29 protein-coding genes and 1 tRNA gene are annotated in these 24346 nt (G+C 64.5%); 14 read left to right on the top strand and 16 right to left on the bottom strand.

Going from position 1 to position 24346, the window contains the following annotated elements; all coding sequences use genetic code 11:
- Window positions 1–87: 87 nt before the first annotated feature.
- The 8 genes from A8G00_RS10485 (at window position 88) to A8G00_RS10520 (ending at window position 7732) form a co-directional block, all read left to right on the top strand.
- On the top strand, window positions 88–663 hold the full coding sequence (locus A8G00_RS10485; RefSeq protein ID WP_025550778.1) for a polysaccharide biosynthesis/export family protein: 576 nt from the start codon (window positions 88–90) through the stop codon (window positions 661–663).
- Window positions 664–716: 53 nt separating this feature from the next.
- Window positions 717–1901, top strand: coding sequence for an outer membrane beta-barrel protein (locus A8G00_RS10490; RefSeq protein WP_253257961.1), 1185 nt, complete (start codon window positions 717–719; stop codon window positions 1899–1901).
- A gap of 161 nt (window positions 1902–2062) precedes the next feature.
- On the top strand, window positions 2063–3172 hold the full coding sequence (locus A8G00_RS10495; protein WP_253257962.1) for a glycosyltransferase family 4 protein: 1110 nt from the start codon (window positions 2063–2065) through the stop codon (window positions 3170–3172).
- A complete protein-coding gene (locus tag A8G00_RS10500; protein WP_048577219.1) occupies window positions 3169–4032 on the top strand; it encodes a sulfotransferase domain-containing protein in 864 nt (287 codons plus the stop codon). The genes A8G00_RS10495 and A8G00_RS10500 overlap by 4 nt, the downstream gene beginning before the upstream one ends.
- A 1-nt stretch (window position 4033) precedes the next feature.
- Entirely contained in the window at window positions 4034–5170 is a 1137-nt protein-coding gene (locus A8G00_RS10505; RefSeq protein ID WP_103000615.1) for a glycosyltransferase family 4 protein, read from the top strand.
- Window positions 5161–5877 (top strand): metallophosphoesterase, encoded by a 717-nt coding sequence (locus tag A8G00_RS10510; RefSeq protein WP_025550772.1) that lies wholly within the window; start codon window positions 5161–5163, stop codon window positions 5875–5877. The genes A8G00_RS10505 and A8G00_RS10510 overlap by 10 nt, the downstream gene beginning before the upstream one ends.
- Window positions 5874–6857, top strand: coding sequence for an ATP-grasp domain-containing protein (locus A8G00_RS10515; protein ID WP_048577217.1), 984 nt, complete (start codon window positions 5874–5876; stop codon window positions 6855–6857). The genes A8G00_RS10510 and A8G00_RS10515 overlap by 4 nt, the downstream gene beginning before the upstream one ends.
- Entirely contained in the window at window positions 6854–7732 is an 879-nt protein-coding gene (locus tag A8G00_RS10520) for an NAD(P)-dependent oxidoreductase (protein ID WP_103000616.1), read from the top strand. The genes A8G00_RS10515 and A8G00_RS10520 overlap by 4 nt, the downstream gene beginning before the upstream one ends.
- A gap of 189 nt (window positions 7733–7921) precedes the next feature.
- On the opposite strand, the gene A8G00_RS10525 is transcribed toward A8G00_RS10520, so the two are convergent.
- On the bottom strand, window positions 7922–8491 hold the full coding sequence (locus A8G00_RS10525; protein WP_103000617.1) for an outer membrane protein assembly factor BamE: 570 nt from the start codon (window positions 8489–8491) through the stop codon (window positions 7922–7924).
- Window positions 8492–8579: 88 nt separating this feature from the next.
- On the opposite strand from A8G00_RS10525, the gene A8G00_RS10530 reads away from it, so the two are divergent.
- From A8G00_RS10530 to dinB, 4 genes are read left to right on the top strand one after another with little or no spacing between them, the layout of a single operon-like run.
- On the top strand, window positions 8580–9095 hold the full coding sequence (locus tag A8G00_RS10530; RefSeq protein WP_103000656.1) for a ubiquinol-cytochrome C chaperone family protein: 516 nt from the start codon (window positions 8580–8582) through the stop codon (window positions 9093–9095).
- Window positions 9092–9616 carry a DUF177 domain-containing protein gene (locus tag A8G00_RS10535; RefSeq protein WP_103000618.1) on the top strand — a complete coding sequence of 175 codons (525 nt, stop codon included), beginning with the start codon at window positions 9092–9094 and terminating at the stop codon, window positions 9614–9616. The genes A8G00_RS10530 and A8G00_RS10535 overlap by 4 nt, the downstream gene beginning before the upstream one ends.
- The gene (locus A8G00_RS10540; RefSeq protein ID WP_103000619.1) at window positions 9613–10152 is read left to right on the top strand and encodes a hypothetical protein; all 540 of its coding nucleotides are present in this window, start codon (window positions 9613–9615) and stop codon (window positions 10150–10152) included. Before A8G00_RS10535 ends, A8G00_RS10540 begins: the two co-directional genes overlap by 4 nt.
- A gap of 52 nt (window positions 10153–10204) precedes the next feature.
- Complete coding sequence (gene dinB, locus A8G00_RS10545; protein WP_048578233.1) at window positions 10205–11284, top strand: DNA polymerase IV; 1080 nt, start codon at window positions 10205–10207, stop codon at window positions 11282–11284.
- A 136-nt stretch (window positions 11285–11420) separates the two neighbouring features.
- Here dinB and A8G00_RS10550 read toward each other — a convergent pair whose 3' ends face one another.
- Window positions 11421–12233 (bottom strand): DUF1134 domain-containing protein, encoded by an 813-nt coding sequence (locus A8G00_RS10550; protein ID WP_048578232.1) that lies wholly within the window; start codon window positions 12231–12233, stop codon window positions 11421–11423.
- Window positions 12234–12463: 230 nt separating this feature from the next.
- On the opposite strand from A8G00_RS10550, the gene A8G00_RS10555 reads away from it, so the two are divergent.
- A tRNA-Ser gene (locus A8G00_RS10555) sits at window positions 12464–12555 on the top strand.
- 431 nt (window positions 12556–12986) lie between these two features.
- On the opposite strand, the gene A8G00_RS10560 is transcribed toward A8G00_RS10555, so the two are convergent.
- The 14 genes from A8G00_RS10560 to A8G00_RS10615 all read right to left on the bottom strand — a co-directional run bounded on the left by A8G00_RS10560 (window position 12987) and on the right by A8G00_RS10615 (window position 22760).
- Complete coding sequence (locus A8G00_RS10560) at window positions 12987–13454, bottom strand: hypothetical protein (RefSeq protein WP_103000620.1); 468 nt, start codon at window positions 13452–13454, stop codon at window positions 12987–12989.
- Window positions 13451–14149, bottom strand: a complete 699-nt coding sequence (locus tag A8G00_RS10565; RefSeq protein WP_146032583.1) for a hypothetical protein — start codon at window positions 14147–14149, stop codon at window positions 13451–13453. Before A8G00_RS10565 ends, A8G00_RS10560 begins: the two co-directional genes overlap by 4 nt.
- Window positions 14150–14240: 91 nt before the next feature.
- The gene (locus tag A8G00_RS10570) at window positions 14241–14840 is read right to left on the bottom strand and encodes a hypothetical protein (protein WP_103000622.1); all 600 of its coding nucleotides are present in this window, start codon (window positions 14838–14840) and stop codon (window positions 14241–14243) included.
- A gap of 44 nt (window positions 14841–14884) precedes the next feature.
- The gene (locus tag A8G00_RS25880; RefSeq protein WP_367379447.1) at window positions 14885–15046 is read right to left on the bottom strand and encodes a hypothetical protein; all 162 of its coding nucleotides are present in this window, start codon (window positions 15044–15046) and stop codon (window positions 14885–14887) included.
- Window positions 14991–15872, bottom strand: coding sequence for a hypothetical protein (locus A8G00_RS25130; protein ID WP_172451827.1), 882 nt, complete (start codon window positions 15870–15872; stop codon window positions 14991–14993). Before A8G00_RS25130 ends, A8G00_RS25880 begins: the two co-directional genes overlap by 56 nt.
- A 94-nt stretch (window positions 15873–15966) precedes the next feature.
- Window positions 15967–17241, bottom strand: coding sequence for an AAA family ATPase (locus tag A8G00_RS10580; protein WP_172451828.1), 1275 nt, complete (start codon window positions 17239–17241; stop codon window positions 15967–15969).
- Between the two features lie 13 nt (window positions 17242–17254).
- On the bottom strand, window positions 17255–18205 hold the full coding sequence (locus tag A8G00_RS10585) for a toprim domain-containing protein (RefSeq protein WP_103000625.1): 951 nt from the start codon (window positions 18203–18205) through the stop codon (window positions 17255–17257).
- Entirely contained in the window at window positions 18202–18513 is a 312-nt protein-coding gene (locus A8G00_RS10590) for a hypothetical protein (RefSeq protein ID WP_103000626.1), read from the bottom strand. Before A8G00_RS10590 ends, A8G00_RS10585 begins: the two co-directional genes overlap by 4 nt.
- Window positions 18506–18706, bottom strand: a complete 201-nt coding sequence (locus A8G00_RS10595) for a hypothetical protein (protein WP_103000627.1) — start codon at window positions 18704–18706, stop codon at window positions 18506–18508. Before A8G00_RS10595 ends, A8G00_RS10590 begins: the two co-directional genes overlap by 8 nt.
- Window positions 18699–18887: a hypothetical protein gene (locus A8G00_RS25135; RefSeq protein ID WP_172451829.1), complete on the bottom strand. Its 189-nt coding sequence runs from the start codon at window positions 18885–18887 to the stop codon at window positions 18699–18701. Before A8G00_RS25135 ends, A8G00_RS10595 begins: the two co-directional genes overlap by 8 nt.
- Before the next feature lie 3 nt (window positions 18888–18890).
- Window positions 18891–19079 (bottom strand): helix-turn-helix domain-containing protein, encoded by a 189-nt coding sequence (locus A8G00_RS10600; RefSeq protein ID WP_103000628.1) that lies wholly within the window; start codon window positions 19077–19079, stop codon window positions 18891–18893.
- Between the two features lie 98 nt (window positions 19080–19177).
- Window positions 19178–20827: a hypothetical protein gene (locus A8G00_RS10605; protein WP_146032584.1), complete on the bottom strand. Its 1650-nt coding sequence runs from the start codon at window positions 20825–20827 to the stop codon at window positions 19178–19180.
- 121 nt (window positions 20828–20948) lie between these two features.
- Window positions 20949–21413, bottom strand: a complete 465-nt coding sequence (locus A8G00_RS10610) for a hypothetical protein (RefSeq protein WP_103000630.1) — start codon at window positions 21411–21413, stop codon at window positions 20949–20951.
- 99 nt (window positions 21414–21512) lie between these two features.
- Window positions 21513–22760: a site-specific integrase gene (locus A8G00_RS10615; RefSeq protein WP_103000631.1), complete on the bottom strand. Its 1248-nt coding sequence runs from the start codon at window positions 22758–22760 to the stop codon at window positions 21513–21515.
- A 714-nt stretch (window positions 22761–23474) separates the two neighbouring features.
- Here A8G00_RS10615 and A8G00_RS10620 point away from each other — a divergent pair.
- Window positions 23475–24338: an OmpA family protein gene (locus tag A8G00_RS10620; RefSeq protein WP_103000632.1), complete on the top strand. Its 864-nt coding sequence runs from the start codon at window positions 23475–23477 to the stop codon at window positions 24336–24338.
- Window positions 24339–24346: the final 8 nt, after the last annotated feature.

Raw genomic sequence — 24346 nt, forward strand, 5'->3', positions numbered from 1 at the left:
TTTTGCCTGCCTGCCAGCCGTTATTGCCCGCCCCTGAATCAGCCAAAGGGCTTAAACTTCCGCCCTATCCATCCAGAGGGGACACAGATGCGCAACCGGCTTCATCATGGCCTTTTCCTTGGCCTTTTCGCCCTGACGACGGCTTGTTCGAGCGGGCTGTCGGGCCTGGCCAGCCTTCCGCCCGCGCCGACCGTGGCCTATCGCCTGGGCGCGGGGGACGAGGTGCGGGTGGCGATTCCGGGCCTCAGCGGGACCGATTCCGGCGACAGCAGCTACACGATCAACGATCGGGGACAGATTTCCCTGCCGGTGCTGGGCGATGTCGACGCGGGCGGCAAGACGGTGCCGGAATTGCAGGCCAGCATTGCCCAGCAATTGACCCAGCGCCAGTTGCTCAATGCGCCCACCGTCAGCGTGCAGCCGGTGAAGCTGCGCCCCTTCTATGTGCTGGGCGAGGTGAAGAGTCCCGGCGAATATCAGTATCGCGCGGGCATGTCGGTGCTGGCGGCGGTATCGGTTGCGGGCGGATACACCTTTCGCGCCGAACAGGGCAGCGTCGCCATCACCCGCATGGTCGACGGGCGGCAGGTGGTCGGCCGCGCGGGCGAGCGGGACATGATCCAGCCGGGCGACACGCTGCGCATCTATGAGAAGTGGTTTTGATGCGCCGCCCGGCATTTGGTCCGGCCTCGGGGGGCGCGGCCGCCCTCTTGCTGATGGCTGCCCTGCCTGACGCCCATGCGCAGGACATGGACGCTTCCGACCCGTTGCAGGGCGAACCCGCCGCGCTGTTCGAACCGACGCCGCTGGCGCTGGGCAGCGCGACCGTCAGGATCGGCGGCAGCGCCCGGCTGGAATATGACAGCAATATCTATGCCCAGGCCTTTGGCGAGAAGGACGATTTCCGCCTTCAGGTCCGCCCCTATGTCGACCTGCTGCGCAAGGGCGGCGCACTGGAGCTGACCGCGCGGGCCGAGGGGGATTTCCGCAAATATTTCCAGTATGACAAGGAAGATGCGGTGGGCGGGCGCCTGTCGGCCGGGCTGAACTGGAACCCGTCGGCCGCCGACCGGCTGAACGTCGCCGCCGGTTGGCAGCATATCATAGAGGATCGAGGCGAGCCGGAGGGCAACACCCTGCCCGGCATCGGCCCGCGCGAACTCAATCTGGTGGAGGGCGACCTGTCCTATCTGCATCAGGGTTCGCGTATCGGATTTCTGTTCAAGGCGACCGGCGCGCGGATGCGCTACACCCGCACCATAGACGAGGAGCGCGACCTGGATGCCGTCGGCGGCCTTGCGCGGGTGATGCTGCGCGTGTCGCCGCTGACGAGCCTCTTCGTGGAGGGCGTCGCGGCGCATCGCGATTTCCGGCTGGCCCCCGTGCCAGGCCAGTTCAACCGCGATGCGTCGACCTATGGCGGCCGGGTGGGCATCGCCATCGATCCGGGCGGCACGCTGCGCGGCGATGCCGCGGTGGGCGTCTATCGCCTCGACGCGAAGGACAGGCGGATCGAATCGCAAACCCGCATGTCGGTGCAGATCGGGCTGACCTATGCCCCTCGCCCGCGCACCACCATCACGCTGGACGGCTTCGTCGGCAATGTCGCCACCTACAGGACCGGGGTGCAATCGCGTGAGGACATGCGCTTCCGGCTCGGCATAAACCAGGAAATCCGCCACAATCTGAGGGGGCGGCTGGGGATTCTCTACCGCCGCAGCAAATATTTCGGCGTCGACGACACCGACAATCTCTATGGCGTCACCGGCGAACTGGAATATGCCGTCAACCGCCGGGTCGCCATCGCGGCGACAGCGCGCTTTTCCAAACGCGACAGCAGCGTCGCGCTGGACGAATTCGACCGCACCCGCGCCGGGCTTGAACTGCGCATCCATTATTGACGCGCAGCCGTGCCGGGGTGGGACAGGACTGATCCAAAGCGCCACCCCCTAACCCCTTCGCGCAATGGACTTGGGATCGCCCGCCAAAGACACTGGCCCCGCATAACAGCGTGATTATACAGGACCCCGCCGCCATGCTGGTAAGAGCATCCAGGCCACCCATGCTCGCCTTCGTCCTTCCGGGGCTGGGCGCCGGCGGGTCGGAACATATCGTCAGCCTGCTGTGCAACCATTTCGCGGCGCAGGGCTGGAGCATCACCCTGATCGTGTTCGAGGAGCCGTCCGCCCCCTCCTATTACGCCTATCATCCGGAGGTGCGGATCGTCAGGCTGGGCATGAAGTCGCGGCGTCGCGCCGCCGCGACCGGTGCATTGACGATGCTGCGGCGGCAGAGACTGCTGAGGCGGGCGTTGAAGGCGGTGCGGCCGGAACTGGTCGTGAGCTTCCTGACGCGCACCAACATCCTTTCCGTCCTGGCCGCGCGGTCGCTGCATATCCCCGTGATCGTGTCGGAACGCAACAATCCCGCGCTCCAGACCGTAGGGCCGGTCTGGAGCCGGCTGCGGCAGATGACCTATCCGCATGCCGTGGGCCTCATCACCATGACGCAAGGGGCGATGAACTGGTTCAGGGGCGCCATGGACGTGAAGGGATGGGTGATCCCCAATCCGGTGCCGCCTGCCGGCGCCGCGCCGGATCGCCGGTCGGACGGCCGCACTATCGGAGCCGTGGGGCGGCTGGTGCCGCAAAAGGGCTTCGACCTGCTGCTGGACGCCTTTGCCCATGTGGCGCAACGCATTCCCGACTGGAAGCTGGTGATCTGGGGCGAGGGGCCGGAGCGCGCGGCGCTGGAGCGGCAGCGCGACCGGCTGGGCCTGGCCGGTCGGGTCAGCCTGCCCGGCGTGACGGAAAGGCCGGGCGACTGGATTCCCCAGACCGACCTGTTCGTCCTCTCCTCCCGCTTCGAAGGCTGGGGCATCGTCGTGGGCGAGGCCATGGGCGCGGGCCTGCCGGTCGTCTCCTTCGATTGCCAATGGGGTCCGGCCGAAATGATCGGGCATGGCCGAAGCGGCCTGCTGGTGCCCAATGGCGACGGCGCGGCGCTGGGCGACGCCATCGTGGCATTGTGCGCCGACCCGGCGCGGCGCGCGGCGCTGGGACAGGCGGCGCGGGAGCGGATGGCCGATTTCGGCCATGATCGGGTGCTTGCCCGCTGGCAGTCGGTCATCACCAGCATTCTCGACCATCATCGCGTGAGGGCAGGATCATGAACATGATGTCGCTGAAGGGCTTTGCGCGGGCGATGCGTCGGCGGCTGCGGGACGAACCGCCATTGCGGCTGGCGGCGGCGCGGGCCGACGCCTTTCTCGTGTCCTACCCCAAGAGCGGGCGGACATGGTTGCGCTACCTGCTCTCCTGCTATTTCGCGGAAAGCGCGAAGCTGGGCTTCGAGCCCGATCTGACCAGCACCTTCCGCATCCTGCCCAATTTCGACCGCGATCCGGTGCGCGGCATCGACGCCTTCATCGGGCGGGCGGGCGAGGCCGAACTGCCGCTGATCCTGGTCAGCCACCTGCCCTATCGCGAGCGGCTGTTCCTCGACCGGCCGGTCCTGTTCCTGGTCCGCGATCCGCGCGACGTGATCGTGTCCGCCTATTTCCACGCAACCCGGCACAAGCATAGCTTTTCCGGCGACATGGCGGCTTTCCTCGATGAGCCCAAATATGGGATGGCGGCGCTCACCGGCTATCTGAACGGCTGGGCGGCGGGGCTGGCGGGGCGACCGCATCACCTGATCAGCTATGAGCATATGCTGGCCGAACCCATGCCGACCGCCGCCGCCATCCTCGCCTTTCTGGGCGTCGAGCCGCAGCCCGACATGCTCGCCCGCGCCGTGGCCGCCGCGCAATTCGACCGGATGCGCGACAAGGAGCGGGAAAGCGGCATTCCGGGCCATGATTATGATCGCAAGGACGACCAGAGCCTGCGCATGCGCAGCGGCAAGGCGGGCGCCTTCGGCGAGTGGCTGAGGCCCGACCAGGCAGATCTGGTGCTGGAACGCTGCCGCGCCGACCTGTCGCCCCGCGCCCTGGCGCTGCTGGCGGCCACCGGCGTCGACCTGGCGCGCTGATATGCGCATCTGTTCGATCATCACCAGCTTTACGTCCGGCGGGGCAGAGATGCTGGTCTGCAATCTGGCGGAGGCCTTTGCGGGGGCCGGGCATCAGCCAGCGGTCCTTTCGCTGAGCGACGCCGCGCAGGTCGGCAACGCGCCGGATACCGAGGCGGCGATGATGGCGCGGGTGCGGGCTGGCGGCGCCACCGCCCTTTCGCTGGGACTCGCCAATCGCAACAATCTGCCCGGCGGGGCGCTGGCGCTGCGCCGCGCCTTGCGGACGATCCGGCCCGATGTGATCCACGCCCATAGCGCCCGCGCGCTCCTCCCCCTCGCCCTGGCCATGCCCGGCGTGCCGGTGGTGCTGACCCATCATAACAGCCGCCTCTCCTTTCCTCCGTCGGCCTTCGCCCTCTTCAACTGCATCGTCGACGGCTATGTCGCGATCAGCGACCAGTGCGAGGCGTTGCTGCGCGGCCATGCCCGCAAGCCGATCCGCATGATCCTGAACGCCGCCGGCGCCCGCTTCCGGACCGGACAGCCACGCGCAGCCGCCGGTCGCGATCCGACGATCCTCGCCGTGGGCACGGTGTCGGCGCAGAAGGATTATCCCACCCTGCTCCGCGCCGCCCGGCCGCTGGTGGATGCGCTGGCGGCGCGGGGCCGTTCCGCCCGCATCCGCATCGCCGGGGCGGGGCCGGAGTTCGGCCGGCTTGCGGTGCAGGCGGCTGGAGAACCGGTGGAACTGCTCGGCGCCCGAAGCGACGTCGACGCGCTGATGCGGCAGGCGGACCTGTTCGTGAACTGCTCGCTGTGGGAAGGCTTTCCCATCGCGATGATAGAGGCCGCGATGAGCGGCCTGCCCATCGTCGCCACCGCGGTGGCGGGCAACCGGGAAATGGTCTCGCCCGGCGTCAACGGCCAGCTCGTCCCGCCCTCCGATCCCGCCGCGCTGGCGCAGGCCATGGCGGATGTGCTGGGCGACGACGCCCGCTACGCCGCGCTGTCGCAGGGCGCGCTGCGGGTCGCCCGGCGCTTCTCCATCGAAAACTGCGCGGCAGCACATCTCGACCTGTACCGGGAACTGATCGAAGCCCGCCGTCTCCGCTTCGCCCCGCCCCCTGTGGCCCGGCCGGTGTCGCCATGCGAATAGCCGCGCTGACCGACATCCATGCGGCCAGCGACCCGCTGCAACTGGCCCTTACCGCCGCGCGGCGGGAGGGGTTCGACCGGATGCTGATCCTGGGCGACCTGCTGACCTATGGCGTGCAGCCGCTGGAGACGCTGGAACTGGTGCAGGGCGCGGCGGCGCGGGACGGCGCGATCCTGATCAGCGGCAATCACGACATGCTGTACAGGGGATCGCCCGCCGCAGAGAGCTATCGCGCTGCCCTGCCCGACTGGCTGCGCGAAAGCGTCGACTGGACCGCCGCCCATATCCCGCCGGGCGGCATGGCGGCCTTCGACTGGAGGGAAAGCTGGTCGCTGGGGCCGCTGTTCGCCGCCCATGCCAATCCCTTCGACTATGGGGACTGGCGCTATATCCGCTCGACGCAGGAGGCGGAGGAAGCCGCCGCCGCGCTCGCGGCGCGAGGGTTCCTTTATGGCCTGTTCGGCCATGTTCACCGGCATCGCCGCTATGATTGCGCCGCCGCCACCATCTTCACCCTCGCCTCGCTCGGCCAGCCGCGCGACGATGGGGACCGGACGCCCAAATGGGCGATGATCGAAGTCAGGGGAGATTTTGTGACCGTCGAAAGCCGCGACATCGATTTCGATCCGGAGGACCAGGTGCACGCCATCCGCGCCACCACCCTGTCCCCCGCCACGCAGGAGCGGCTCTGCCGGTTCTTCGCATGAAGGTCCTCGTCACCGGAGCCGGCGCGGTGCTGGGACAGGGCATCATCAAGTCGCTGCGGCAATCGGCGCTGGGCTGCCATGTGATCGCGGCCGATCCCAATCCGCTTTCCGCTGGCCTCTACTGGGCCGACGCCGCCTATCGCCTGCCCTTTGCCGACGACCCGGCCTTTGGCGACCGCATCCACCAGTTGCTGGACCGGGAGCGGCCGGACGTGGTGCTGGTCGGCACCGATGTGGAACTGTCCTGGTTCGCGGCGGAGCGGCGCCGGCTGGAGGCGCTGTTCGGCACGCATGTGCTGGTCAGCGATCCCCGCGTCATCGCCATAGCGGACGACAAGCTGGAAACGGCGCGCTTCTTCGAAAGCGTCGGCCTGCCCCACCCCGCATCCGCCGCGGCGGAGGATGGGGAAGCGGTGGAGGCACTGATCGACAAGGCCGGCTTTCCGCTGGTGGTGAAGCCCCGGATCGGTGCACGCTCGGTCGGCGTGTCGGTTGTGCATGACCGCGTCGGACTGGCGTCGGCGCTTGAGGGACGCGGTGGGCTCGTCGTGCAGCAATGCGTGGGCAGCGCCGATTGCGAATATACCGCCAGCACGCTCGTCTTCGACGGCGAGGTGCAGGCATCCATCGTGATGCGCCGCGACCTGCGCGACGGAAACACCTATCGCGCCTATATTGCCGATTATCCGGAACTGAACGCGCAGGTGCGGACGCTTGGGCGGGCGCTGCAACCCCATGGCCCCGCCAATTTCCAGTTCCGCACCGATGCCGACGGCACGCCCCGCGTGTTCGAGATCAACGCCCGATTTTCCGGCACGACGCCGCTGCGCGCCATGGCGGGCTTCAACGAGGTGGAGATGTGCGTGCGGAAACTGCTCCACGCCACGCCCATCGTGCAGCCGCCGGTGCGGCCGGGGGTGATCCTGCGCTATTGGGACGAGATGTTCGTGCCGCAGGAGCGCATCGACAGGGTGCGATGAGCGACCGTGCCCCCCTGCTGGCGTTGACCGGCGGATCGGGCTTTGTCGGCCGTGCTTTCCTGCCCGCCGCGCGCCGCGCCGGCTGGCGCGTCCGCCATCTCGGCCGCCGTCCGCCGCCGGAAGCCGATCCGGCGGATGAATGGGCGTTTCTCGACCTGATGGCGGTCGAGGGGGTGGATTTCTCCGGCTGCACGGCGCTGGTCCATCTCGCCGCACATATCCCGTCCGATCATGGCGACCCGGCGGAAGCGGAGCGTTGCTGGCGGATCAACGCGCTCGGCACGCTGAAACTGGCCGACGGGGCGATCCGGGCAGGTGTGCGGCGGATCATGCAGGCGAGCAGCGCCAATGCCTATGCGCCGGCTCCCCAGCCTCCGGACGAACATGCGCCCCTCTTTCCCGGCAGCAGGGGCTATTATCTCGGTTCGAAGGTCGCGCAGGAAATCTATGCGGCGGAACGCTGCCGGGGGGAGGATGTGCTGCTCCAGACGCTGCGGCTGGCATCGGTCTATGGGCCGGGCCAGCGAAGCGGCGCGCTGGCCGCGATGGCCGGGGCAGCCGTCAGCGGTGGGCCGATCCGCGTGCTTGGCGGCGGCGGGTTCGGAGCCGACCTCGTCCATGTCGACGATGTGGTGCGGGCCATGTTGCTGCTGCTCGGCAATGAGGAGGCAGGGCCTTTCAATGTCGGCAGCGGGGTCCGCACGACCATGGCGGAACTGGCGCAACTGCTGTCCGGACAAACCGGTGCGCCGGTCGTTCATGAGGTTGAGGGAAGAGAGCAGGATTGGGGGTTTCCCGCCCTCAACATCGATCGGTTGCGGGCATTGGGCTACCGGCCGATGCGCTTGGCCGATGGTCTGCTCAGGAAGGTGTAGGGTTGGAGAATGCCGCCCGCGACGGCCAGTTGCTCACCCAAGAGGACCGTTCGGGCTCAGCCAAGCCCGGCCGGAACCGGTCGTTTCCAGAGCGCGCTGCGCTAAATCGTATGCAGGCCGCGCGCTCTAAGCTTTTGTTGTCGCATCCTTTTAAGCGCAAAACCGGTTCCCACTTTTGCGCACGATGCTTTAGCTTCCGTTCGGACCGCCGCCGGTGTTGCTGCCGCCGCCTGCACCGCCCATGCCGCCGGCGCCCACCGCGCCGATATTGCCGAAAATCTCGTCGAACAGGCTGCGATGGCGGCCCAATGTCGGCGTCTTGTCGCCGGAAGGCGAGATTTTCGCGACCTGCTCCAGTCCCATGCGATCCACCGCTACGACATTGCCCGCCGCGTCGAAACGCACATGCAGCACGGTCTGCGACACCGGCTTGGGATTGGAAAAGGCGAGCGAGCGCATGTCGCGCGACACATAATACCAGTCCTGGTCGCCGAACTGCGCGACGAAGCTCGGCCGGCCCAGCGTCCCCTCCACCGATGCGCGGTTGTCGATGCCGGGCTGGACCGAATCCACCAGCAGCTTGTCGACCTGATAGCCCTGATGGGTGCGGATGCGCGTGCAGCCGGACGCGCCCAGCAGCAGCGCGCAAAGGCCTGCGCCAAGCAAAATCCGCCCGCTGCGGGATTGGCGGCTGAACTGGCGCATGAACTTCTCCTGCGGGGGCTTGCCCCGGACCTTGCCGAAAAACAAAGCCGCCATTGCATCGGGCGGCCGGGCGATCAATATGGAAATGCGCGAGCCTCGGCAAGGGGCCGCCGATCGGTCCAGCCAGGAAACAGTCAAACTCATGCCCAGCATCTTCCAGCGTCTGTTCGCGCCGAGCGATCCCAGGGACGCGATGCGTACCCTCTACAACGCCATCGTCGCGGAGGGACGTCAGCCCCATTGGTATGTCGAAGGGCAGGTTCCCGACACGATGGACGGCCGCTTCGACATGATCGTCGCCATCCTCGCCCAGGCGCTGATGCGGCTGGAGGCGCTGGGGGCCGCGCAGGAGAGCGTCTGGCTGACCGAGTTGTTCGTGGACGACATGGACGGCCAGTTGCGGCAGGAGGGGATTGGCGACGTCGTCGTCGGCAAGCATATCGGCCGCATGGTGAGCGCGCTGGGCGGGCGTCTGGCGGCCTATCGCACGGCGCTGTCGGGCGAGGCCGACCTGAGCGAAGCGATTGCGCGCAACCTCTATCGCGGCGATGCGCCGTCGGCAGACGCGCTGGCGCATGTCGAATCGCATCTGCGCGCGCGCTGGGTGAGGCTGGGCTGCCTCGGCCGCGACGCGCTGATGGCGGGAGACCTTGGATGAGCGCTGCCCCCGAATTTTCCCGGCCCGTCCGAATCGACCAGCTTGCCCGTCATGCCCAGCCGGTGACCATCACCGCCGACGCCGCGGAGCGGGAGGCTCTGGCGAAGCGCTTCAACCTGCTCTCGCTCGATGGGCTGGAGGCGGATTATGCGCTGAACGAGGACAATGGCGCGATCTATGCCAGGGGGCGGGTGCGCGCGGACCTAGCCCAGCCCTGTGTCGCGACAGGGGTCGGGGTGCCCGAAAAGCTGGACACCGATTTCCTGCTCCGCTTCGTCAGGGAGGGGGAAGAGACGCCCGAAGGCGACGAACTGGAGCTGGACGCCGAGGATTGCGACACCATCGGTTTCGACGGCCTCACCATCGACATGGGCGAGGCGGTGGCCGAGACGGTGGCGCTCGCGATGACGCCCTATCCGCGCTCTCCGGAAGCCGACGGAGTCCTGCGTGAAGCGGGCGTGCTGAGCGAGGAGCAGGCCAGCCCCTTCGCCGCGCTGCTGTCGCTCAAGGACAGGAAATGAGGCTGGCGCTGGCGGCCGCCCTGCTGTCCGGCGCCATGCCGGCCTTTGCAGCGGAAACCGCCACGCTGATCGGGGAGAGGCGAGCCCGCGCCGAATGGAGCAGGGCGGAGAACCGCCAGTCCTGCGCGCCGCTTGCGCTCGCCGCGCCCGGCGATCCGGAGGGTACGCCGCGCGCGGCCAGCTTCGGCGGCGGCTGGGGCGTTGCCTTCGACCTTCCCGGGCTGCGCAGCGCCTATGGCTTTGCCGGAACCGGCCTGCTGCCGGACGACCGGGCCGATGCGCGGCTACAGCGGCGCAGGCTGACCGAACAATGGCCCTATATGCGCGAACTGGCGCGCCTGCCCGCCCCATCCTTTGCCGGCTATGGGCAGGAAGGCGCGCAGCGCTATCCCGCCGCCAATCCGGGCGGCAAAGGCCTGCATTCCCTTGCCTATCTGCGCGTCGGCGGCCAGCGCTGCACCTATAATGTGTGGAGCCGGATCAGCCGCGCGCATCTGGAATGGCTGCTCGACAATCTGCGCCTGTTGCGGCGCTGAAGCGCGCCCTCCCCTTTTCCTTCCCTTCCGCCCTGTGGCATAAGCGCGGGCCATGGAGACCCCGCCGCGCAAGATCATCCATATCGACATGGATGCCTTTTACGCGTCGGTTGAGCAGCGCGACGATCCCTCGTTGCGGGGCAAGGCGCTGGCCGTTGGCGGCGGCGGTCCGCGCGGGGTGGTCGCCACGGCCAGCTATGAAGCGCGGAAATATGGCGTCCGCTCCGCCATGCCGGGCGCGCGGGCGCGGCGGCTCTGCCCCGACCTGCTGTTCGTCCGTCCCCGTTTCGAGGTCTATCGCAGCGTGTCGGCGCAGGTGCGGGAGATATTCTCGCGCTTCACCGACATCATCCAGCCGCTGTCGCTGGACGAAGCCTATCTCGACGTCACATCGAACAAGCCGGGCATCGCCTCCGCCACACACATAGCGGAGGAAATCCGCCGCCTGATCCGGGAGGAAACCGGGCTCACCGCGTCGGCGGGGGTGTCGTACAACAAGCTGATCGCCAAGCTGGCGTCGGACCAGAACAAGCCTGACGGTATCTGCGTCGTACGGCCGGAGGACGGCGCGGCCTTCATCGCGAAGATGCCGGTGCGGCGCATCCATGGCGTGGGGCCGGTCACGGCGAAGCGGATGCAGGCCTTGGGCATTGAGACGGGCGCCGATCTGCGTGCCCGCGACCTTGCCTTTCTCCAGCATCATTTCGGCAGCGCGGCGCTATTCTACTATCGCGCATCGCGGGGCGAGGACGACCGCCCGGTGCATGAGCGGCAGGAACGCAAATCCGTAAGCGTCGAGGATACCTTCTTCGACGATCTGGTGACGGAGGAAGCGCTGATCACGGAACTGGACCGGATCGCGGAAAATCTCTGGGGCCGCATCGAAAAGAGCGGCGCCTATGGCCGGACGGTGGTGCTCAAGGTCAAGTTCGCGGACTTCAGGATCATCACCCGGTCGAAAAGCTTCGGCGGACCGGTGCGCTCCCCCGACCTGTTGGCGCAGACGGGCCGGGCGCTGCTGCGGGCCCAGTTGCCGCTGCGCATGGGGGCCAGGCTGCTCGGGCTGGGCGTGCACAATCTGGATCATGAGGAGCCGGAAGAGGCCGGCGAGCAGCTCAACCTCTCCCTTTAGAGGGCGGCAGGAGCGAATCCCCAAATTCTCCTTATTGGAAGATGGAGAATGGGACCGCCCCCCAAGACGGTGATGGAGGAGAAAGGGGAGAAGGTCGCGGCTGGCTTCGTAAAACCAGCACTTGTCACCAGGGCCGTCAGAAGGGCAGCCAGTTCCGCTTCTCGGTGAACTTCATGTAACCGGCATTGACCCCCAGGCGATAGCCCACGCCCAACCGGATCGGGATCAGCACCACGCTGCCCCAACGCAGGTAGCTGGCGGTGAAGCCGCCCACCAGATAGGCGGTGCCCTCCGCCGCCGGGAAGCGATGGTAAAGGTCCTGCGTGTCATAGAGATTATAGACGAGCACGAAGGTGTTCGCCGCGTTGCCGCCCACGTCGAAGCCGATGGACGGGCCGGTCCAATATACCTCCCGCTTGCCCTCTACCTTGTGATTGAGGGTGCCGGACCCATAGCGCAGGCCGACGACGAACGCGCCCGACGCCTCGCGCCCGGCGATATAGGCATTGGGGCGGCCCTGGTCCTTCAGAATCTTCTCGATGATCCCGGCCAGCCCTTCCGCCCCCTTGCCGAACACCCCTTCGGCCGCGCCGATCAGATCGTCTTCCTGGTAGGAATCGCTGGGGGAGATCGCCGCCGGCGGAGAATTGGCCGTCACCGGCGCGCCAGTTGCGGTCGCGCCCGAATTGACCGGCGGCGGATTATAGGGTGCGCCGCTGTCGGCGGGCGCGCTGCTCCCCGGCTGCGCATTGGGGTCCACACCGGGATCGGTGGGCGTGCTGCCGCCCTGCTGCGGCACGGGGGCCAGATCGGAATCGATGGCGCTATTGGGGTCGACGGTGCGCACCTGCGCCTGTGCGACAGGCGCCAGCGTGATGCCGCCCAGCGCGGCCGCCAAGGCGCCCGCCCGTGCAGCGCGGCCCGAAAACCGCCGCAAAATCCCGATCATGCCCGCTACTCCCCAAAGAACCCGCTCTTCAACCATATTTCAGATTATCGGGGAACAAGCTGAAACGACAATGAACGAACGGCGACCCGAGTCGATTCCGCGCCAGTCCGAATCCGCTTTTCGGAATTCGGGTGATTTTTCTCCGCTGCGGACCGTTGCCATGCATGAAACCCGCCGCTATAGGCCGACATCTAGCCACTGCTCACCTCATCCGGTGGGCAAATTCGTGCGGAGACGTGGGTGAGTGGCTGAAACCAGCGGTTTGCTAAACCGTCGTAGCCTTAAGGGGCTACCGAGGGTTCGAATCCCTCCGTCTCCGCCACCAGCCATTGATTTTCATTGATATTTTATCAGTGAGTGGCTCGGTTCCCATAACCGCTCCCCGATAGCGCGACTGCTTGAAGCCGGACAGCGCCGGACAAATCGGCTCGATGGCGGGGATGATCCGCGCCAGACGGTGGCCAATTCCGAGTGATTGGCAGTGCAGGCCCGGCAGTCCAATTCGGACCGCGTTTCCGGTCCGCATGGGTGAGCAAATGACTCCACACCGTACGCGACAAATCGCGGCTGGAAATGGCGGATTTGTGCGGCTCTTGGCCTATGGTCACTTCTCAATCACATTGACGTATGGGCGGCTTGTTCACGTCGAATTGATTTGCCTTGAACGCATGGCGCTGATTTTAATGGCTTAATTTGTCAGGCGCGCGACCGTTGGCGACACGTTGAACTGACGTAGGCATGTTCGGTGCCGGATTAACTCGCCTTGCCCTTCTTGGCCGCCTTCTTCAGCTTCTTTTGGGCCGACTGAAAGTCAATCGCTACCGGCTGTAGCTCTCCGGTCTCATTGATGTTCCACGGCGGGCGGAAGCATTGCCGGGGCTTCATGGCGAGGATGCATTCTTCAATCCTGGCCCACCACATGAGAATATGGGCAGATTGCATGGTGCCTTTCGCCTGCCCCCATTTCGGCGGCAGATGAATCACCTTTGCGCCAGTTCGGAAGACTGCATCGACCTGAGGAGGATTTTCCAAAAAGTCGCGGTCGGCTGAAAGGATCGCGTCGCCGCCATCGGCCATAAACTCGGTGATCCAGTGAACGTCTGACTTTCCAGCTTGTCTGGCGCTCACGACAGAATCCAGCGCCCAGCCGTCCCGCAATGCAATCTCGCGAACCGCCTTGATAATCGCCTCTGCGACGTGCTCGTCCGCTCTGATCCTCAACTTGCCAAATCAAGCTCGAAGCGCACGGCACCTTCAACCTGGCCGCGTGACACGTTGAACCAGCGCGCCACTCTGTCAAAGTTGCCGTCTTCCGCTTTCCATTGCCGAAACAAGGCATCGGTAGGAATGCCCGCACTGTCCACCAGCGGCTTGCCGAATGCCCGCGCCGGATCAAGAACAATATCGGGATGGTCGCCGGGGCGAGGTTTCCAGCGCGACGCCAAATGCGTCGCCGGATCAAAGACGACTCCCTTGGCAATCGACGCTTCGATTGCATCCCAGATCAGATATTGACCTGTCACCAGTTCCCAAGTTGGCCGGTCGCCCACCTCTTCGGAAGCCTGAGCAATCACGCGGCGACGGTCGGTTAGATATTTCACATCGGACAGGGCAAAGGGATGCTGAACACTCCATTCCTTGCGCGCCATTTCGGCGGCCTTGCGAAGCGTCTGCATCGAGACGCCTTGGCCCCGGAAATATTCAATGAAGCGCAGTTCCATCAGGTCCAAAAAGCTGACCGTGGGGGACTTCTTGAAGTCGCGATTCACAATCGGCCCGGACTTACTGCTTGGCCAGCCGTTGATCCAGCCGCGAAGCTTGGCCGCATGGGACACGCCCAGCAATCGGGTTGCGTCCCCGATGCTGTAGAAGCCCGCAAGCAGCGGGTCGCGGTCAATGGCTTCCATTACGCCCATGGCAATATCCTAACGGTTGGACCGCCCATTGGCATCCCCTAATCGTCATGGCGCTCCGAACCATGCATCCAAGCGGGACTATGCTGCCCCTTCAAAGGTGCTCAGCCAAATACGCGATGGCTCCTATGATCGGAACGAAATGCCCGTCGAGCGCGGTTCGGCTGGACTCGAAACCATCGCCCAATTGCATCTCGATCCTGCGTTCCAAATTCGCGCAGTTGGGATTGGACGGATTCTCCTTCCGGTCGCGCACCGCGAAGACCTTTTGCATTTTCAGGTCCAGCCGCACCGAATAGCGGGCGCAGTCTGGACGGTCATTCTCATAGGAAACAGCATCCGGTGCGAACCGCGCGTCGAACCAGTCAATTTCCGGCGCATACACGTATTGCTCACTCACCATCACTGAGGCTTCGAGGCAGCGGCCCGTCTCCCGCTGGCATTCGATTGTGACCGTGCCGGGAACAAGCGCCCCGCCACCGTCAATGCGTCTCCAGCTTCCTTGAGCGCGAACATAACCGCCGTAGCTGAACAGGTGCGCATTAGTGTTGGGCTGCGCCCCCTGTGCCGATTCCAGCACTGCAATTTCGCGCGTCAATTCGAATGCAAGCAATGCGATGAAAAAGGCGATCTTCCACCAGTTGCGGCGAGACTTTGGGCGGGCGTCAGGTGCATTGTTCGTCACTTCGTTCATGGCAGCCCCCCCCCCGATGCTCGTGCGATACTACCCGCATGAAGCTAGCAGTCCACCTCTCGCACCAGCCGCGCAATCTCCCTTAGGTATCGAGCCGCCGCCATCGCCCTGGCCGAGCGCCCACCATGCTTCCGGGCGTTGCTATTCCTCTCAGGCGCTCCCGGATTCGTGCCCCCGTGCATACGGCACCGCTTCCGGCCCTTCACGGCTGGGGATTGGCACTCCGTTCCCGAACGGGTCCGCGCCAAGCAGCGCGGGGCCGATGCCAGCCGTTCCGGTTGCATGGGATTGATCGTCAATTTTTCCATTTCCCTTCCCCCCCGTGTGGACGTTTTCGGCAATGACGGCCTGCCCGCCGCGATTATCGACGTGGACATGGCGCACGACCTGTTCCCCGCCGCGTCGCATCCGGGCCAGCGTTTCCATTTGCCCCTGCGAGGTGCGCAGCAGCTTCGTGGCGAGATTCCCGAACGTCTGAGCGGTTGGCACCCATTCCGCCGATCCAAGTTGGCTCAGTGCCCGGATTGCTGCGTCGTGGGTGCAATACATCTGCACCAGCAACAGCGCCTCGGCCTGATCGCGTGGGGCCATGCTTTCGATGAACGACAGCGCCGCGTTGTAACGCCCTTCATTGTCGGCACCGACTGAGCCGAGATATTTCAGCAATTCGTTTGCCCGCGCATTCACCGGGTCAATGGAATTGGCCGAAAAGGTTTCGTGCAGCTTGAGCACCGCCAGCATTTCGCTCTTGCCTGCCGGTTCGATGCTCCATCCGCCATCGGGTTTGCGGATCAGCTTTACCTTGGCCGGTGTGCCGCGCTTGCGATGATCGCGGATCAGCCGCAGCAGTTCGGCCCGCTCGTCCTTGTCTAGCTTGTCCCAGCCGGGAACGTCTTTCGCCAGAATGCGATTGGCTTCGTCCTCGCTGTCCGTATCGGGAAACGGGATCGTCACCGTCCGCTCTTGCGGTTGGGTGCTAGTCGCCGCCTTGGTCCGCCGCGCCGGTTTGGGTTTGGTATTCTTCGCCGTCATCTCCGCACCTTTGATTTAGACCTGAAACCTCCACTCACCCGCACCCGCACCACCTGCACTCCCTATAAGGGAAGTGCGGAAGGTGCGGACGGGTTCAGCACGGGTCGCCAGCCGCACTTTCCGCACTTTCCGCACCGCACTTTTCAGGGTGCGGATAACTTACCTGCGACGGGTCAACGGGATCACCGACCACGACGAACGGACGTTCATCGCCGTTCTTGTCGGGCAGGTTTTCCACCTTGAGCGCGCCGTTGCGCTTCCACGTTTTGAGGATAGCCTTGATGCGGGCCTTGTCCTTTTCGACGGACAGCCCGGCGACCCGAGCGACCACGTTGCCGACCCAATCCTTGGCCTGCACACTGTCCCGCCACTGGCCAGCCGCAACGCGCGCTTGCACTTGGTAAAGGTGCCACGTGCTCAGCCCGTGGAACACGTCCGGCTTTTCCCAAAGGGATGCGACGCCGACATGATCGGCTGGCACAGTGCCGTCGCCATTATCGAGGGACTGGCTTTCCAGCTTGATCCACGTTGCCACGTCCGGGGGAGCACGATTGGCCTTGCCAGTATCGACGCGCACCAGCGAGCGGCGCAACAGGGGATCGGTAATGCCCAGTTCCTCGGCCTCGGCCTGGCTCATGGCGTTGAGCGGCAACACGACGCGGGCAGCATCGCGCAAAGCGACCGCGCCGCGCCCGTCCTCTGCCGTCACCTCACGCCCGCCCAGCTTCTTGGTGTGGTGCACCAGCACGACCGCGCAGCCGGTTTCCTGAGCCAGCCGCTTCCACCGCTTGGCGATGGCGTCGATTGCCTCATTGCTGCTTTCCCGCACGGTATGGCTCGACACGAACGGGTCCACGATCACGACCGAGATTCCCCGCTCCCGCACCGTTGCCGCCACCTGAGCAAACACGCCCTCAGCAATAGCGAAACCGTCGCGATCCTCGGTTGCCGTGCAGAGCGGCTGGATAAGCCCGCTATCGACGCAAAGCCGGTTTCGGCAGTCGTCCGGCACTATGCCGTGAAACAGACAGGCAGCGGACACTTGCCGGTCCAGCTCGTCTTGCGAATCCTCAAGGTTGTAAATCCATGCCGATTGCGGGCCGCGCGGAAGTGGCTTGCCAAGCAGCGGTTGCCCGGACGCCAGCGATAAGGCCAATGCTGCACCGATCGTGCTCTTTCCGGTGCCGCCCGGCGCGATGATCGCCGTAACCTCGCCCCTCAGCAGCCAATGTCCAAGCAGCCATTGCCGGGTTGGGAGCGAACGGGGATCGGGCCAGCGGTAGGGCGTGGCGCTAATGGCCGCGCTCATGGGCGTGGCATCGGCTATGCGGCTGGCCACGTCATCCGGTTCCATATCGGCAAAGTCCATGGGTGCGGATGCGCTATGCATGGTCCTCCCTCCCGGCTTGAGCGATCCGGGCCGCGACCTCGGCAGACGGAATATCCGCAAAATCGGTTCCTGAGTCCGCTGGGCCTGTTTCGGCACTTACCGGGAACGGAGTGGCCAAAAGCGCCCCGATGGACTCTGCGGCCCTCTGAGCGGCATTCAGCCCGATATTCTCCGATAGGTGACGGTCATCGTCCGCCGCAACGATCAGCGACCGGCTGGGGAACAGCTTTCGCATAGCGCGGGCGACGGTTTCGAGGTTGCGCGCCGACATGGCCGCGACAACGCCGTGCCCGGTAGCATGGTGGACCGCCGCCATGGTGGCGAAGCCTTCCCCGATCACCAGCGGCCCTGCCGATGGCCTGCCATCCTGCCAGAACGCCCCGTGCGCCCAGAACAGGCCATCGGTGCGCCCACCAGAAAGGAACAGCTTGCGCCCGTCCTGAAAGACGCGCTGGACGTTCCACAGGCGAAAGCCGCAATCGACCATCGGGACAAGCAGCGCGTCGCCATTCTGCCGGATGCCGAACGGGGGAAGGCACTTGCGGGCCAGATACCCATGCGCGGGATCGGGCTTGCCAGCGCCGCGCCACAGATCAAGGGCAACGCCAGCCGCCGCTTCCTGCTTGGCTTCGGTTTCCGCCTTGCGTCGGGCTTCGCTTTCACGGGCCTGAGCCATGATCGTGCGCCGTTCGGCTGGTGACAGCGAACGGGGATCGCTCCCCGCCCGCCACACCGACCGCACGCCCAGCCGGTAATGCCGGAACACGCCAGCGGGCACGCCATCGAGGTGCAGCCATGCCCAGCCGTTGCGCCGTCCCGGCTTGTCGCCATCGGCGCGGAAGCGGACGGGATCGCCGGAAGCGAGCTTGTCGGCAATCGGCTCCACGGGGCGGATGCCAGCCGCCCCCATGGCATTGAGAAATTCCGAAACGGGATCGGTCACAGTGCGGCCCTCCCTTTTTCGGTAAGGCGAAGCACCGCCGCGCCCTTGCCGGAAGGATTGCGGCGACGCGCGCCGGTCGGCTCCACAAGGCCCATGGCCCGCAGTTCGGAGAAACGCGGTTGCAGGCTTTCGCGGGCGACCTCGGCAACGGCGACGGCTTCAAGCACCGTTGCCTCGCCCAGCCTGTCCAGCGAGCGCATGGCGACGCGGCGAAGGTAGGAAACGCAAGGCGCAATGGCCTCGGCAGCGTCCTGGCTCGTGCCGTCCGCACCTTTCGCGCCGGGAATGTCGGGATAGCGATCAGCCATGCTCGCCTCCCTCAGCCAGTGCGGGAAGGCCATGCCGGGAAAGCAGGATGCGCAGCCAATTGGCCTGCTTGTCGCTAAGCGGGGCAGCGCGGAAGGCAAGGCCGCCGCAAAACTGCCCTTCCTTTTCGGACAGGGATTCGACTGCCAGCAAGGCGCGTGCGGCATCACGGAAGCGGGAGAAGGAATCAGCCATGACAGGCACCTCCCCCGAATGCGAGCGCGGCGACCATCGCGGCCAGTTCGGGCCGGACGTGGTGTGCTGCGATCAGGAATTGCGCCTGAATGGCGAGAGAGGTAGAGAGGGGGAGCGACAGGCCTGCAAAGCTATCGCGCGAAGCCCCGGTGCCAGCCGGGGTTTTGCTTTTCTGGGGCATGGCTCAAGCCTCCCCCGCGATCAGCGCGTGCAAGGCCTCGGCTGGAATGATCGTCCTGCCGCCGACGCGAACGGCGCGAAGGCGACCAGCCGAAATGTGATTGTAGAGCGTCGTGCGGCCAAGGCTGGACGCATGGCAGGCTTCCCGAATGCTATAACCGATCTTCGGGGGATCGTGTTTGACGGACTGCATTGAAGCACCTCGCTTGTTGTGTGCGAGGCTGTTCAACCATGCTCGATGCCGTCACGTCCCTTGCCGACAGACGCGACTAACTTGCCGATAGTTCCCTACTAATTGTCGGGAAGTGCAGCGATCACGGTTTCAGCGTGCTTTGCCGCAATATCGTCCGAGAAATGCTTATCCTTGTTCGCCATGTAGCTGAGAAGCATCGTCTGAATTGCCGCTTTATCACCGCGTTTTCGGGTCCGCTTGTAGCCAGCCGCAATACAATCCTGCGTCACCTTGGCGATTGCATGGGGCCAATCAGGATCAGGCGCGGGGCCGGGGCGCTTCCGCGTCTTTGTAACCTGTTCGGGCTTTTCCCTCACAGTCAGCGGAAACGCTTTGAGCAGTTCGGCACGGCAAACCTCAACATCGCGCCAGCCGTCGCCGCGCCCCTCCAAGGCGCGCCCAAGCACGTCCGTTTCCCACACCAGCCCAGCCCCGCGCTCAAGCCCACCATAGAGGCTGTCAAAGCAGGCGAAGTCCCGCGATTGCGTGTCCGACAGATATTCGGTGTCTGCCTTTGCAGCGGCAGAATGATCGGAGTAGTTCGCAACATACCTCCCGCGCACCCGGATATTTTCGGCGCTTGCCAGATCGGCAAAGCTAGCCATGGCCACGCGCAAGGCATCCGGCCAGCCACCCTCTGCGAACGGGCCATATCGGCACGATTCCATGAAGCTGAACTCATCGCGGCTCAAGGAGACGGTAAAGGCGATCCACGTCAAAGCCTGAGTTAGCTCGATAAACGGCCTTCCCGGCGGTTCCCGATATGGAAGCTCATCGGGCTGAGAAGCTTGGTCAAAGGGCACGGGAAGCGTTGGCAAGTTGCCAAGCTTCGCAATTCCCGGATTGGCGACCCAAGCCTTGAACTCAGCGCGCGAAACGAAACAGCGCCAATCGCCATATTCTTGCAATCCATGGTCCAACAACGGATTCAGGGGAAGCCAGTTGAAGTTGAAAGCATTCTCCGCCGCACTTGCGTTTTCCCAAGCCCAGCCCGGAAGCGGGTTGGAGCGGTCATCATTCACCAGATGCGCGGTCAAATCGCCGGACAGCAACGCGCGGCGCATGGCGAGAGACGTGCGGGCAGTTCGCCTGTGCCGGTGGGTTGCATTGGCGCAATCGGCATCAAAGGGATCGGCTGGCGGATCAATCCACGGAGCCGGTTCCTGCCCGGCCAGCCGGGCCTTTAAGATGCGATGTAGGATGCGAACGGCCTTCGATATTCGCAGCCATTGCCTGTCCTGGGCCTCGGTAGGATCACCGCGATTGGTTTCGGGTTTTGTATCGACTTGGGGGCTTTCCTCCCGGCGACCGTTACCGTTGGACATGCCCAGCAATTGAAGCCCATAGAAGCTGGCCCGCTCGTTTCCGTCCGCCGATTCAAGTCGCGCGTCGCCACTGTGCCAAAGGTCGAGCCAAGCATGGCCGAGCTTGTCGCTGACCCAATATGCAGCGGGCAGTTCAACATCCGATTCCCGTTCCTCAACAGGATCGCCCCATTGGAATGATTGGCCTGCGATAGCCGCTGCCAGTTGGTCCTCAATGTGGGCGGTGTCGGCATAAATCTTTGGCCGATGCACGGTCACGGCGAGTTTGGCGCGCGAGGCTATCAGGCCATCTTGCAATCGGCGAATGATCGGTTCGCGGTCAATCAGGACGATTGGACCGCCATACTTTCCAGCCTTCTCAATGGGTGTCCACTCGTCTCTCAAATCCGCCTCCCTAGCGGTTCCCAAGGTAAGGCGGGGAAGCACGTGGGATGCGCGCTTATCGGCTGGCCAGCCTATCCCCGCCCGCAGTCTATGGCGTCATTGGGCAGCTTGCCAGCCGCACTCAAAAACCATCCTCATATTCGCCGGGATCGCTGATCGAACAGCCAGCGCCACGGTCGGGCATTGGTGGGCCGGTCCAGCAATCCTCATCATATTGCCCGGCTGGATCATCTTCCTCGGCATCCTCATGCACTTGCGTGATATTCGGGCCGCGCTTCTGGCTCCCGCGCATGGTGTGCCATTCAATCCAAGCATTCTCGCCAACGTCGGCAATGTCGCATCCTGGCTCATCGCTGGGCACGGGGCGGCCTAAATCGGTGCAGCGCGAAACCTCATCCTCGCTGCATTCGCCCTCCCGGTCGGGATCACCGTCCAGAACGTCGAGCAAGTCGATTGCGACAGTCACGAATGCCGCCAGCTTACCGCGATCATACCGTGACAGGATGCGCGCCACGGCTGGCATGGGCGGTATCGTGCCCGGCAGGGTGACGGGCTGGGCCTCTCGGCCTATGGGATTGCTAGCCATTATCTCGACTCCTTTTCAGTCGGGTTGTGGTTAGGGCCAGCATCGGGGGACCATCCCTTTGCTGGCCCGCTTCCATCGGACCGAATGCCCGGTGAAGCTCTATCCGGCCTCAGCCTTGCGGATCGGCGTCACGTTGGCACCAGCCGCCGGGATCGTGGCGCAATAGGTGGCCCAATCGTCCATGAGTCGCCGCCGCTTGTCGAACAGGTCGCCGCGCCGATAGGCTCGCTCAACCTTGTTCTCGATGGTGTGCGCCAAGGCCATTTCGGCAACTTCATGGGCATAGCCGGTGCATTCGGCAGACCAGTCGCGGAAGCCCGAACGGAAGCCGTGCACGGTCACGTCAACTTTCATCCGGCGCAGCAGCATCGACATGGCCATGCCCGACATGCTCCCGCCTTTGGTCGCCGGGAATAGCCATTCCTTGTGCAGCCCTTGCGTGGACTTCAAAATCTCCACGGCACGCGGCGACAGGGGAACGCGATGCTCCTTGCCCGCCTTCATGCGACTGGCCGGGATGGTCCAGATTGCCTTTCCCAAATCGACCTCATCCCACTTCCCGCCGATCACTTCCCCGGTGCGGGCAGCGGTCAGGATGGTAAATTCCAGAGCCAGCGCCGCGACGGCCTCCCGCTTGTGCAGCGCGCCGACAAAGGCGGGGATCGCATCATAGGGCATGGCCTTGTGATGGCCGCGCGTAAGGCGGGACCGGACAGGCAGAATTTGCGCGATATGGCCGCGCCACCGGGCGGGGTTTTCGCCACCCCGGTATCCGCGCGCCTTGGCGGCATCGAGGATCGTTTCCATGCGACCGCGCACGCGGCTGGCCGTCTCGGCCTTGGTTTTCCAGATCGGCTCAAGGATTTGCAGAACGTGGGCAGTGCCGACCTCTGCAACGGGCAATTCCCCGATCACCGGATAGACATAAGTGGCCAGCGTGTTCTTCCATTGCTGCCGGTGCTTGTCATTGCGCCAGCTTCCCTCATTCGCGCCGATGTAGGTTTCTGCCACGGCCTTGAATGTTATTCCGGCGACTTGTGCCGCCTGAGCCGCTGCAAGGGCCTCAGCAGCGTCCCGCTGGCGTTCCGCAAGGGGATCAATTCCGGCTTTCACCTTGAGGCGCAGCGCGTCGCGGGCGTCGCGGGCATCGGCAAGGGTAATGCCGTCCGGGCCAGCCGTGCCAAGACCAATGTCCCGCGACTTGCCGCTGAGCATGAAGCGATAGACCCATGACCGGGCACCGCTTTCCTTCACCAGCAGATGCAGCCCGCCACCATCGGCATGGCGACCGGGCTTTGCATTCTTGACCGCCAAGGGCGTGAGCACGTTGCTGAGCTTCTTTGGCATTATGGCTCCCTGTCAGGGAACCGAACCTGCCCCAAGATCACCCCAATGGTGTCGCGGGCATCGCGTTCCCAAAAATGTTCCCCGATAATAGCGTGGTTTTATGGGAACGCAACGGGACGCATTCGGACAAGCGAACGGACCATTCTTCACCAAATCTGCCTATTTTAGCCGTTATTGTGGCGGAACTCGGATGCATACGGACACTAGTTAGGCGGACTCCGTCTCCGCCACCTTTTCCTCACATTGACGGTATCAAGACAAGGTGCGTCACCGGGCAGCCTGGTCATTCCCGGCGACATTCGTCCCAGCGGAGTGCAAATCGGTGTTTCCAAAAGATAACATCCAGATTGCATGATTTAGCCTTTGAACTCAGTCCAGATTTCGGTTTGGCCGAACGTCTATTGATGAAGAACTGAACTCAGCACTCTATTCCCCAGATCTACTTCAGCAATGCTCTCCCGCGCGGCATCCATTGATTTCGATTCGTCGCAGGATGCGCTCCAATTGCCTCTTCAACGAGCTGACTGATCCAGCCTGTTCATGTACCAGAAAGGTCATTCTCAACAGGCAGAAGCTGCGCGGCGTCATGCCGCACATCTTAGGAAGGACAATGGAGGGGGTTCTGACAGCCGAATACGCCATCACGCAGACGGCAGTCGGACGAAAAGCTGCGGCATTGCAGGCCCGACTATCGAAGCTTGGAGGAGTAGCGTGATGAGTGTGATTTCCAGAAGCCCCAAATGTCTCTTGTTGCTTGCCCTGCTGTCCGGGGCATCGGCCAGCCTGGCTGCGCAGACGCAGGACCCACCGTCGGCCGATGTCTCTGCGACCGCTTATCTGCCCGCCGAAAAGTCGGAAGGCCCGGAGATAAAGGGCATCATTTCCGCGCGCAGCGGCGACAAGATGCAGGTCACGGCGGCAGACGGCACCAAATCCGTCATCGCCATCGACGATGCCACCCGGATTACCGCCAGCAAGGGCTTTTTCGGCCTTAACCGCAGCAAGCTTGCCGCAACCTCGCTGCTGAACGGCCTGCCGGTCACCGTCAAGACGTTGCAGTCCGGCGGCGGGCTCGTGGCCAGCCATATCAATCTCCAGAACAAGGATCTGAAGACCGCGTCCATGATCCACAATGGCACGGCCCAGCGCTTCGACGAACAGACTGCCGCGACCGAGGCGCTGCGCGGCCGCATGGGTGAGATCGACCAATATAATGTGAAAAGCACGACCAACGTGAATTTCGATACCGGCAAGGCGGTGCTGTCGTCTCAGGCGAAGAACGATCTCTGCGCCACGGCGGCGACTGCCGAGGGAATGAGCAACGCCCTGCTGCTCGTGGTCGGTTACACCGATTCCACGGGAGACGAGGATTTCAACCAGGAGCTTAGCGAGAAGCGGGCCGGCCGCGTCGTCAATTATCTTCAGCAGGCGTGCGGGTGGAAACCCTATCGCATGCTGACGCCCACCGGCATGTCGGAGGCGGACCCTGTGGCGAGCAACGACACCATCGAAGGCAAGGCGCAGAACCGCCGGGTCGCGGTGAATATCCTGGTCAGCAAGGGCCTTGACGGACTGTGAGATGCGCG

Source organism: Sphingobium sp. SA916 (assembly GCF_002894065.1).
Classification (GTDB): Bacteria; Pseudomonadota; Alphaproteobacteria; order Sphingomonadales; family Sphingomonadaceae; genus Sphingobium; species Sphingobium fuliginis.

What these genes read in the sequence shown, in the direction of transcription:
- A8G00_RS10485 (WP_025550778.1), top strand. Translation starts at nt 88, where the DNA reads ATGCGCAACCGGCTTCATCATGGCCTTTTCCTTGGCCTTTTCGCCCTG.
- A8G00_RS10490 (WP_253257961.1), top strand. Translation starts at nt 717, where the DNA reads ATGGCTGCCCTGCCTGACGCCCATGCGCAGGACATGGACGCTTCCGAC.
- A8G00_RS10495 (WP_253257962.1), top strand. Translation starts at nt 2,063, where the DNA reads ATGCTCGCCTTCGTCCTTCCGGGGCTGGGCGCCGGCGGGTCGGAACAT.
- A8G00_RS10500 (WP_048577219.1), top strand. Translation starts at nt 3,169, where the DNA reads ATGAACATGATGTCGCTGAAGGGCTTTGCGCGGGCGATGCGTCGGCGG.
- A8G00_RS10505 (WP_103000615.1), top strand. Translation starts at nt 4,034, where the DNA reads ATGCGCATCTGTTCGATCATCACCAGCTTTACGTCCGGCGGGGCAGAG.
- A8G00_RS10510 (WP_025550772.1), top strand. Translation starts at nt 5,161, where the DNA reads ATGCGAATAGCCGCGCTGACCGACATCCATGCGGCCAGCGACCCGCTG.
- A8G00_RS10515 (WP_048577217.1), top strand. Translation starts at nt 5,874, where the DNA reads ATGAAGGTCCTCGTCACCGGAGCCGGCGCGGTGCTGGGACAGGGCATC.
- A8G00_RS10520 (WP_103000616.1), top strand. Translation starts at nt 6,854, where the DNA reads ATGAGCGACCGTGCCCCCCTGCTGGCGTTGACCGGCGGATCGGGCTTT.
- A8G00_RS10525 (WP_103000617.1), bottom strand. Translation starts at nt 8,491, where the DNA reads ATGGCGGCTTTGTTTTTCGGCAAGGTCCGGGGCAAGCCCCCGCAGGAG.
- A8G00_RS10530 (WP_103000656.1), top strand. Translation starts at nt 8,580, where the DNA reads ATGCCCAGCATCTTCCAGCGTCTGTTCGCGCCGAGCGATCCCAGGGAC.
- A8G00_RS10535 (WP_103000618.1), top strand. Translation starts at nt 9,092, where the DNA reads ATGAGCGCTGCCCCCGAATTTTCCCGGCCCGTCCGAATCGACCAGCTT.
- A8G00_RS10540 (WP_103000619.1), top strand. Translation starts at nt 9,613, where the DNA reads ATGAGGCTGGCGCTGGCGGCCGCCCTGCTGTCCGGCGCCATGCCGGCC.
- dinB (WP_048578233.1), top strand. Translation starts at nt 10,205, where the DNA reads ATGGAGACCCCGCCGCGCAAGATCATCCATATCGACATGGATGCCTTT.
- A8G00_RS10550 (WP_048578232.1), bottom strand. Translation starts at nt 12,233, where the DNA reads ATGATCGGGATTTTGCGGCGGTTTTCGGGCCGCGCTGCACGGGCGGGC.
- A8G00_RS10565 (WP_146032583.1), bottom strand. Translation starts at nt 14,149, where the DNA reads ATGGGCGTAATGGAAGCCATTGACCGCGACCCGCTGCTTGCGGGCTTC.
- A8G00_RS10570 (WP_103000622.1), bottom strand. Translation starts at nt 14,840, where the DNA reads ATGAACGAAGTGACGAACAATGCACCTGACGCCCGCCCAAAGTCTCGC.
- A8G00_RS25130 (WP_172451827.1), bottom strand. Translation starts at nt 15,872, where the DNA reads ATGACGGCGAAGAATACCAAACCCAAACCGGCGCGGCGGACCAAGGCG.
- A8G00_RS10580 (WP_172451828.1), bottom strand. Translation starts at nt 17,241, where the DNA reads ATGGACTTTGCCGATATGGAACCGGATGACGTGGCCAGCCGCATAGCC.
- A8G00_RS10590 (WP_103000626.1), bottom strand. Translation starts at nt 18,513, where the DNA reads ATGGCTGATCGCTATCCCGACATTCCCGGCGCGAAAGGTGCGGACGGC.
- A8G00_RS10595 (WP_103000627.1), bottom strand. Translation starts at nt 18,706, where the DNA reads ATGGCTGATTCCTTCTCCCGCTTCCGTGATGCCGCACGCGCCTTGCTG.
- A8G00_RS25135 (WP_172451829.1), bottom strand. Translation starts at nt 18,887, where the DNA reads ATGCCCCAGAAAAGCAAAACCCCGGCTGGCACCGGGGCTTCGCGCGAT.
- A8G00_RS10600 (WP_103000628.1), bottom strand. Translation starts at nt 19,079, where the DNA reads ATGCAGTCCGTCAAACACGATCCCCCGAAGATCGGTTATAGCATTCGG.
- A8G00_RS10610 (WP_103000630.1), bottom strand. Translation starts at nt 21,413, where the DNA reads ATGGCTAGCAATCCCATAGGCCGAGAGGCCCAGCCCGTCACCCTGCCG.
- A8G00_RS10615 (WP_103000631.1), bottom strand. Translation starts at nt 22,760, where the DNA reads ATGCCAAAGAAGCTCAGCAACGTGCTCACGCCCTTGGCGGTCAAGAAT.
- A8G00_RS10620 (WP_103000632.1), top strand. Translation starts at nt 23,475, where the DNA reads ATGAGTGTGATTTCCAGAAGCCCCAAATGTCTCTTGTTGCTTGCCCTG.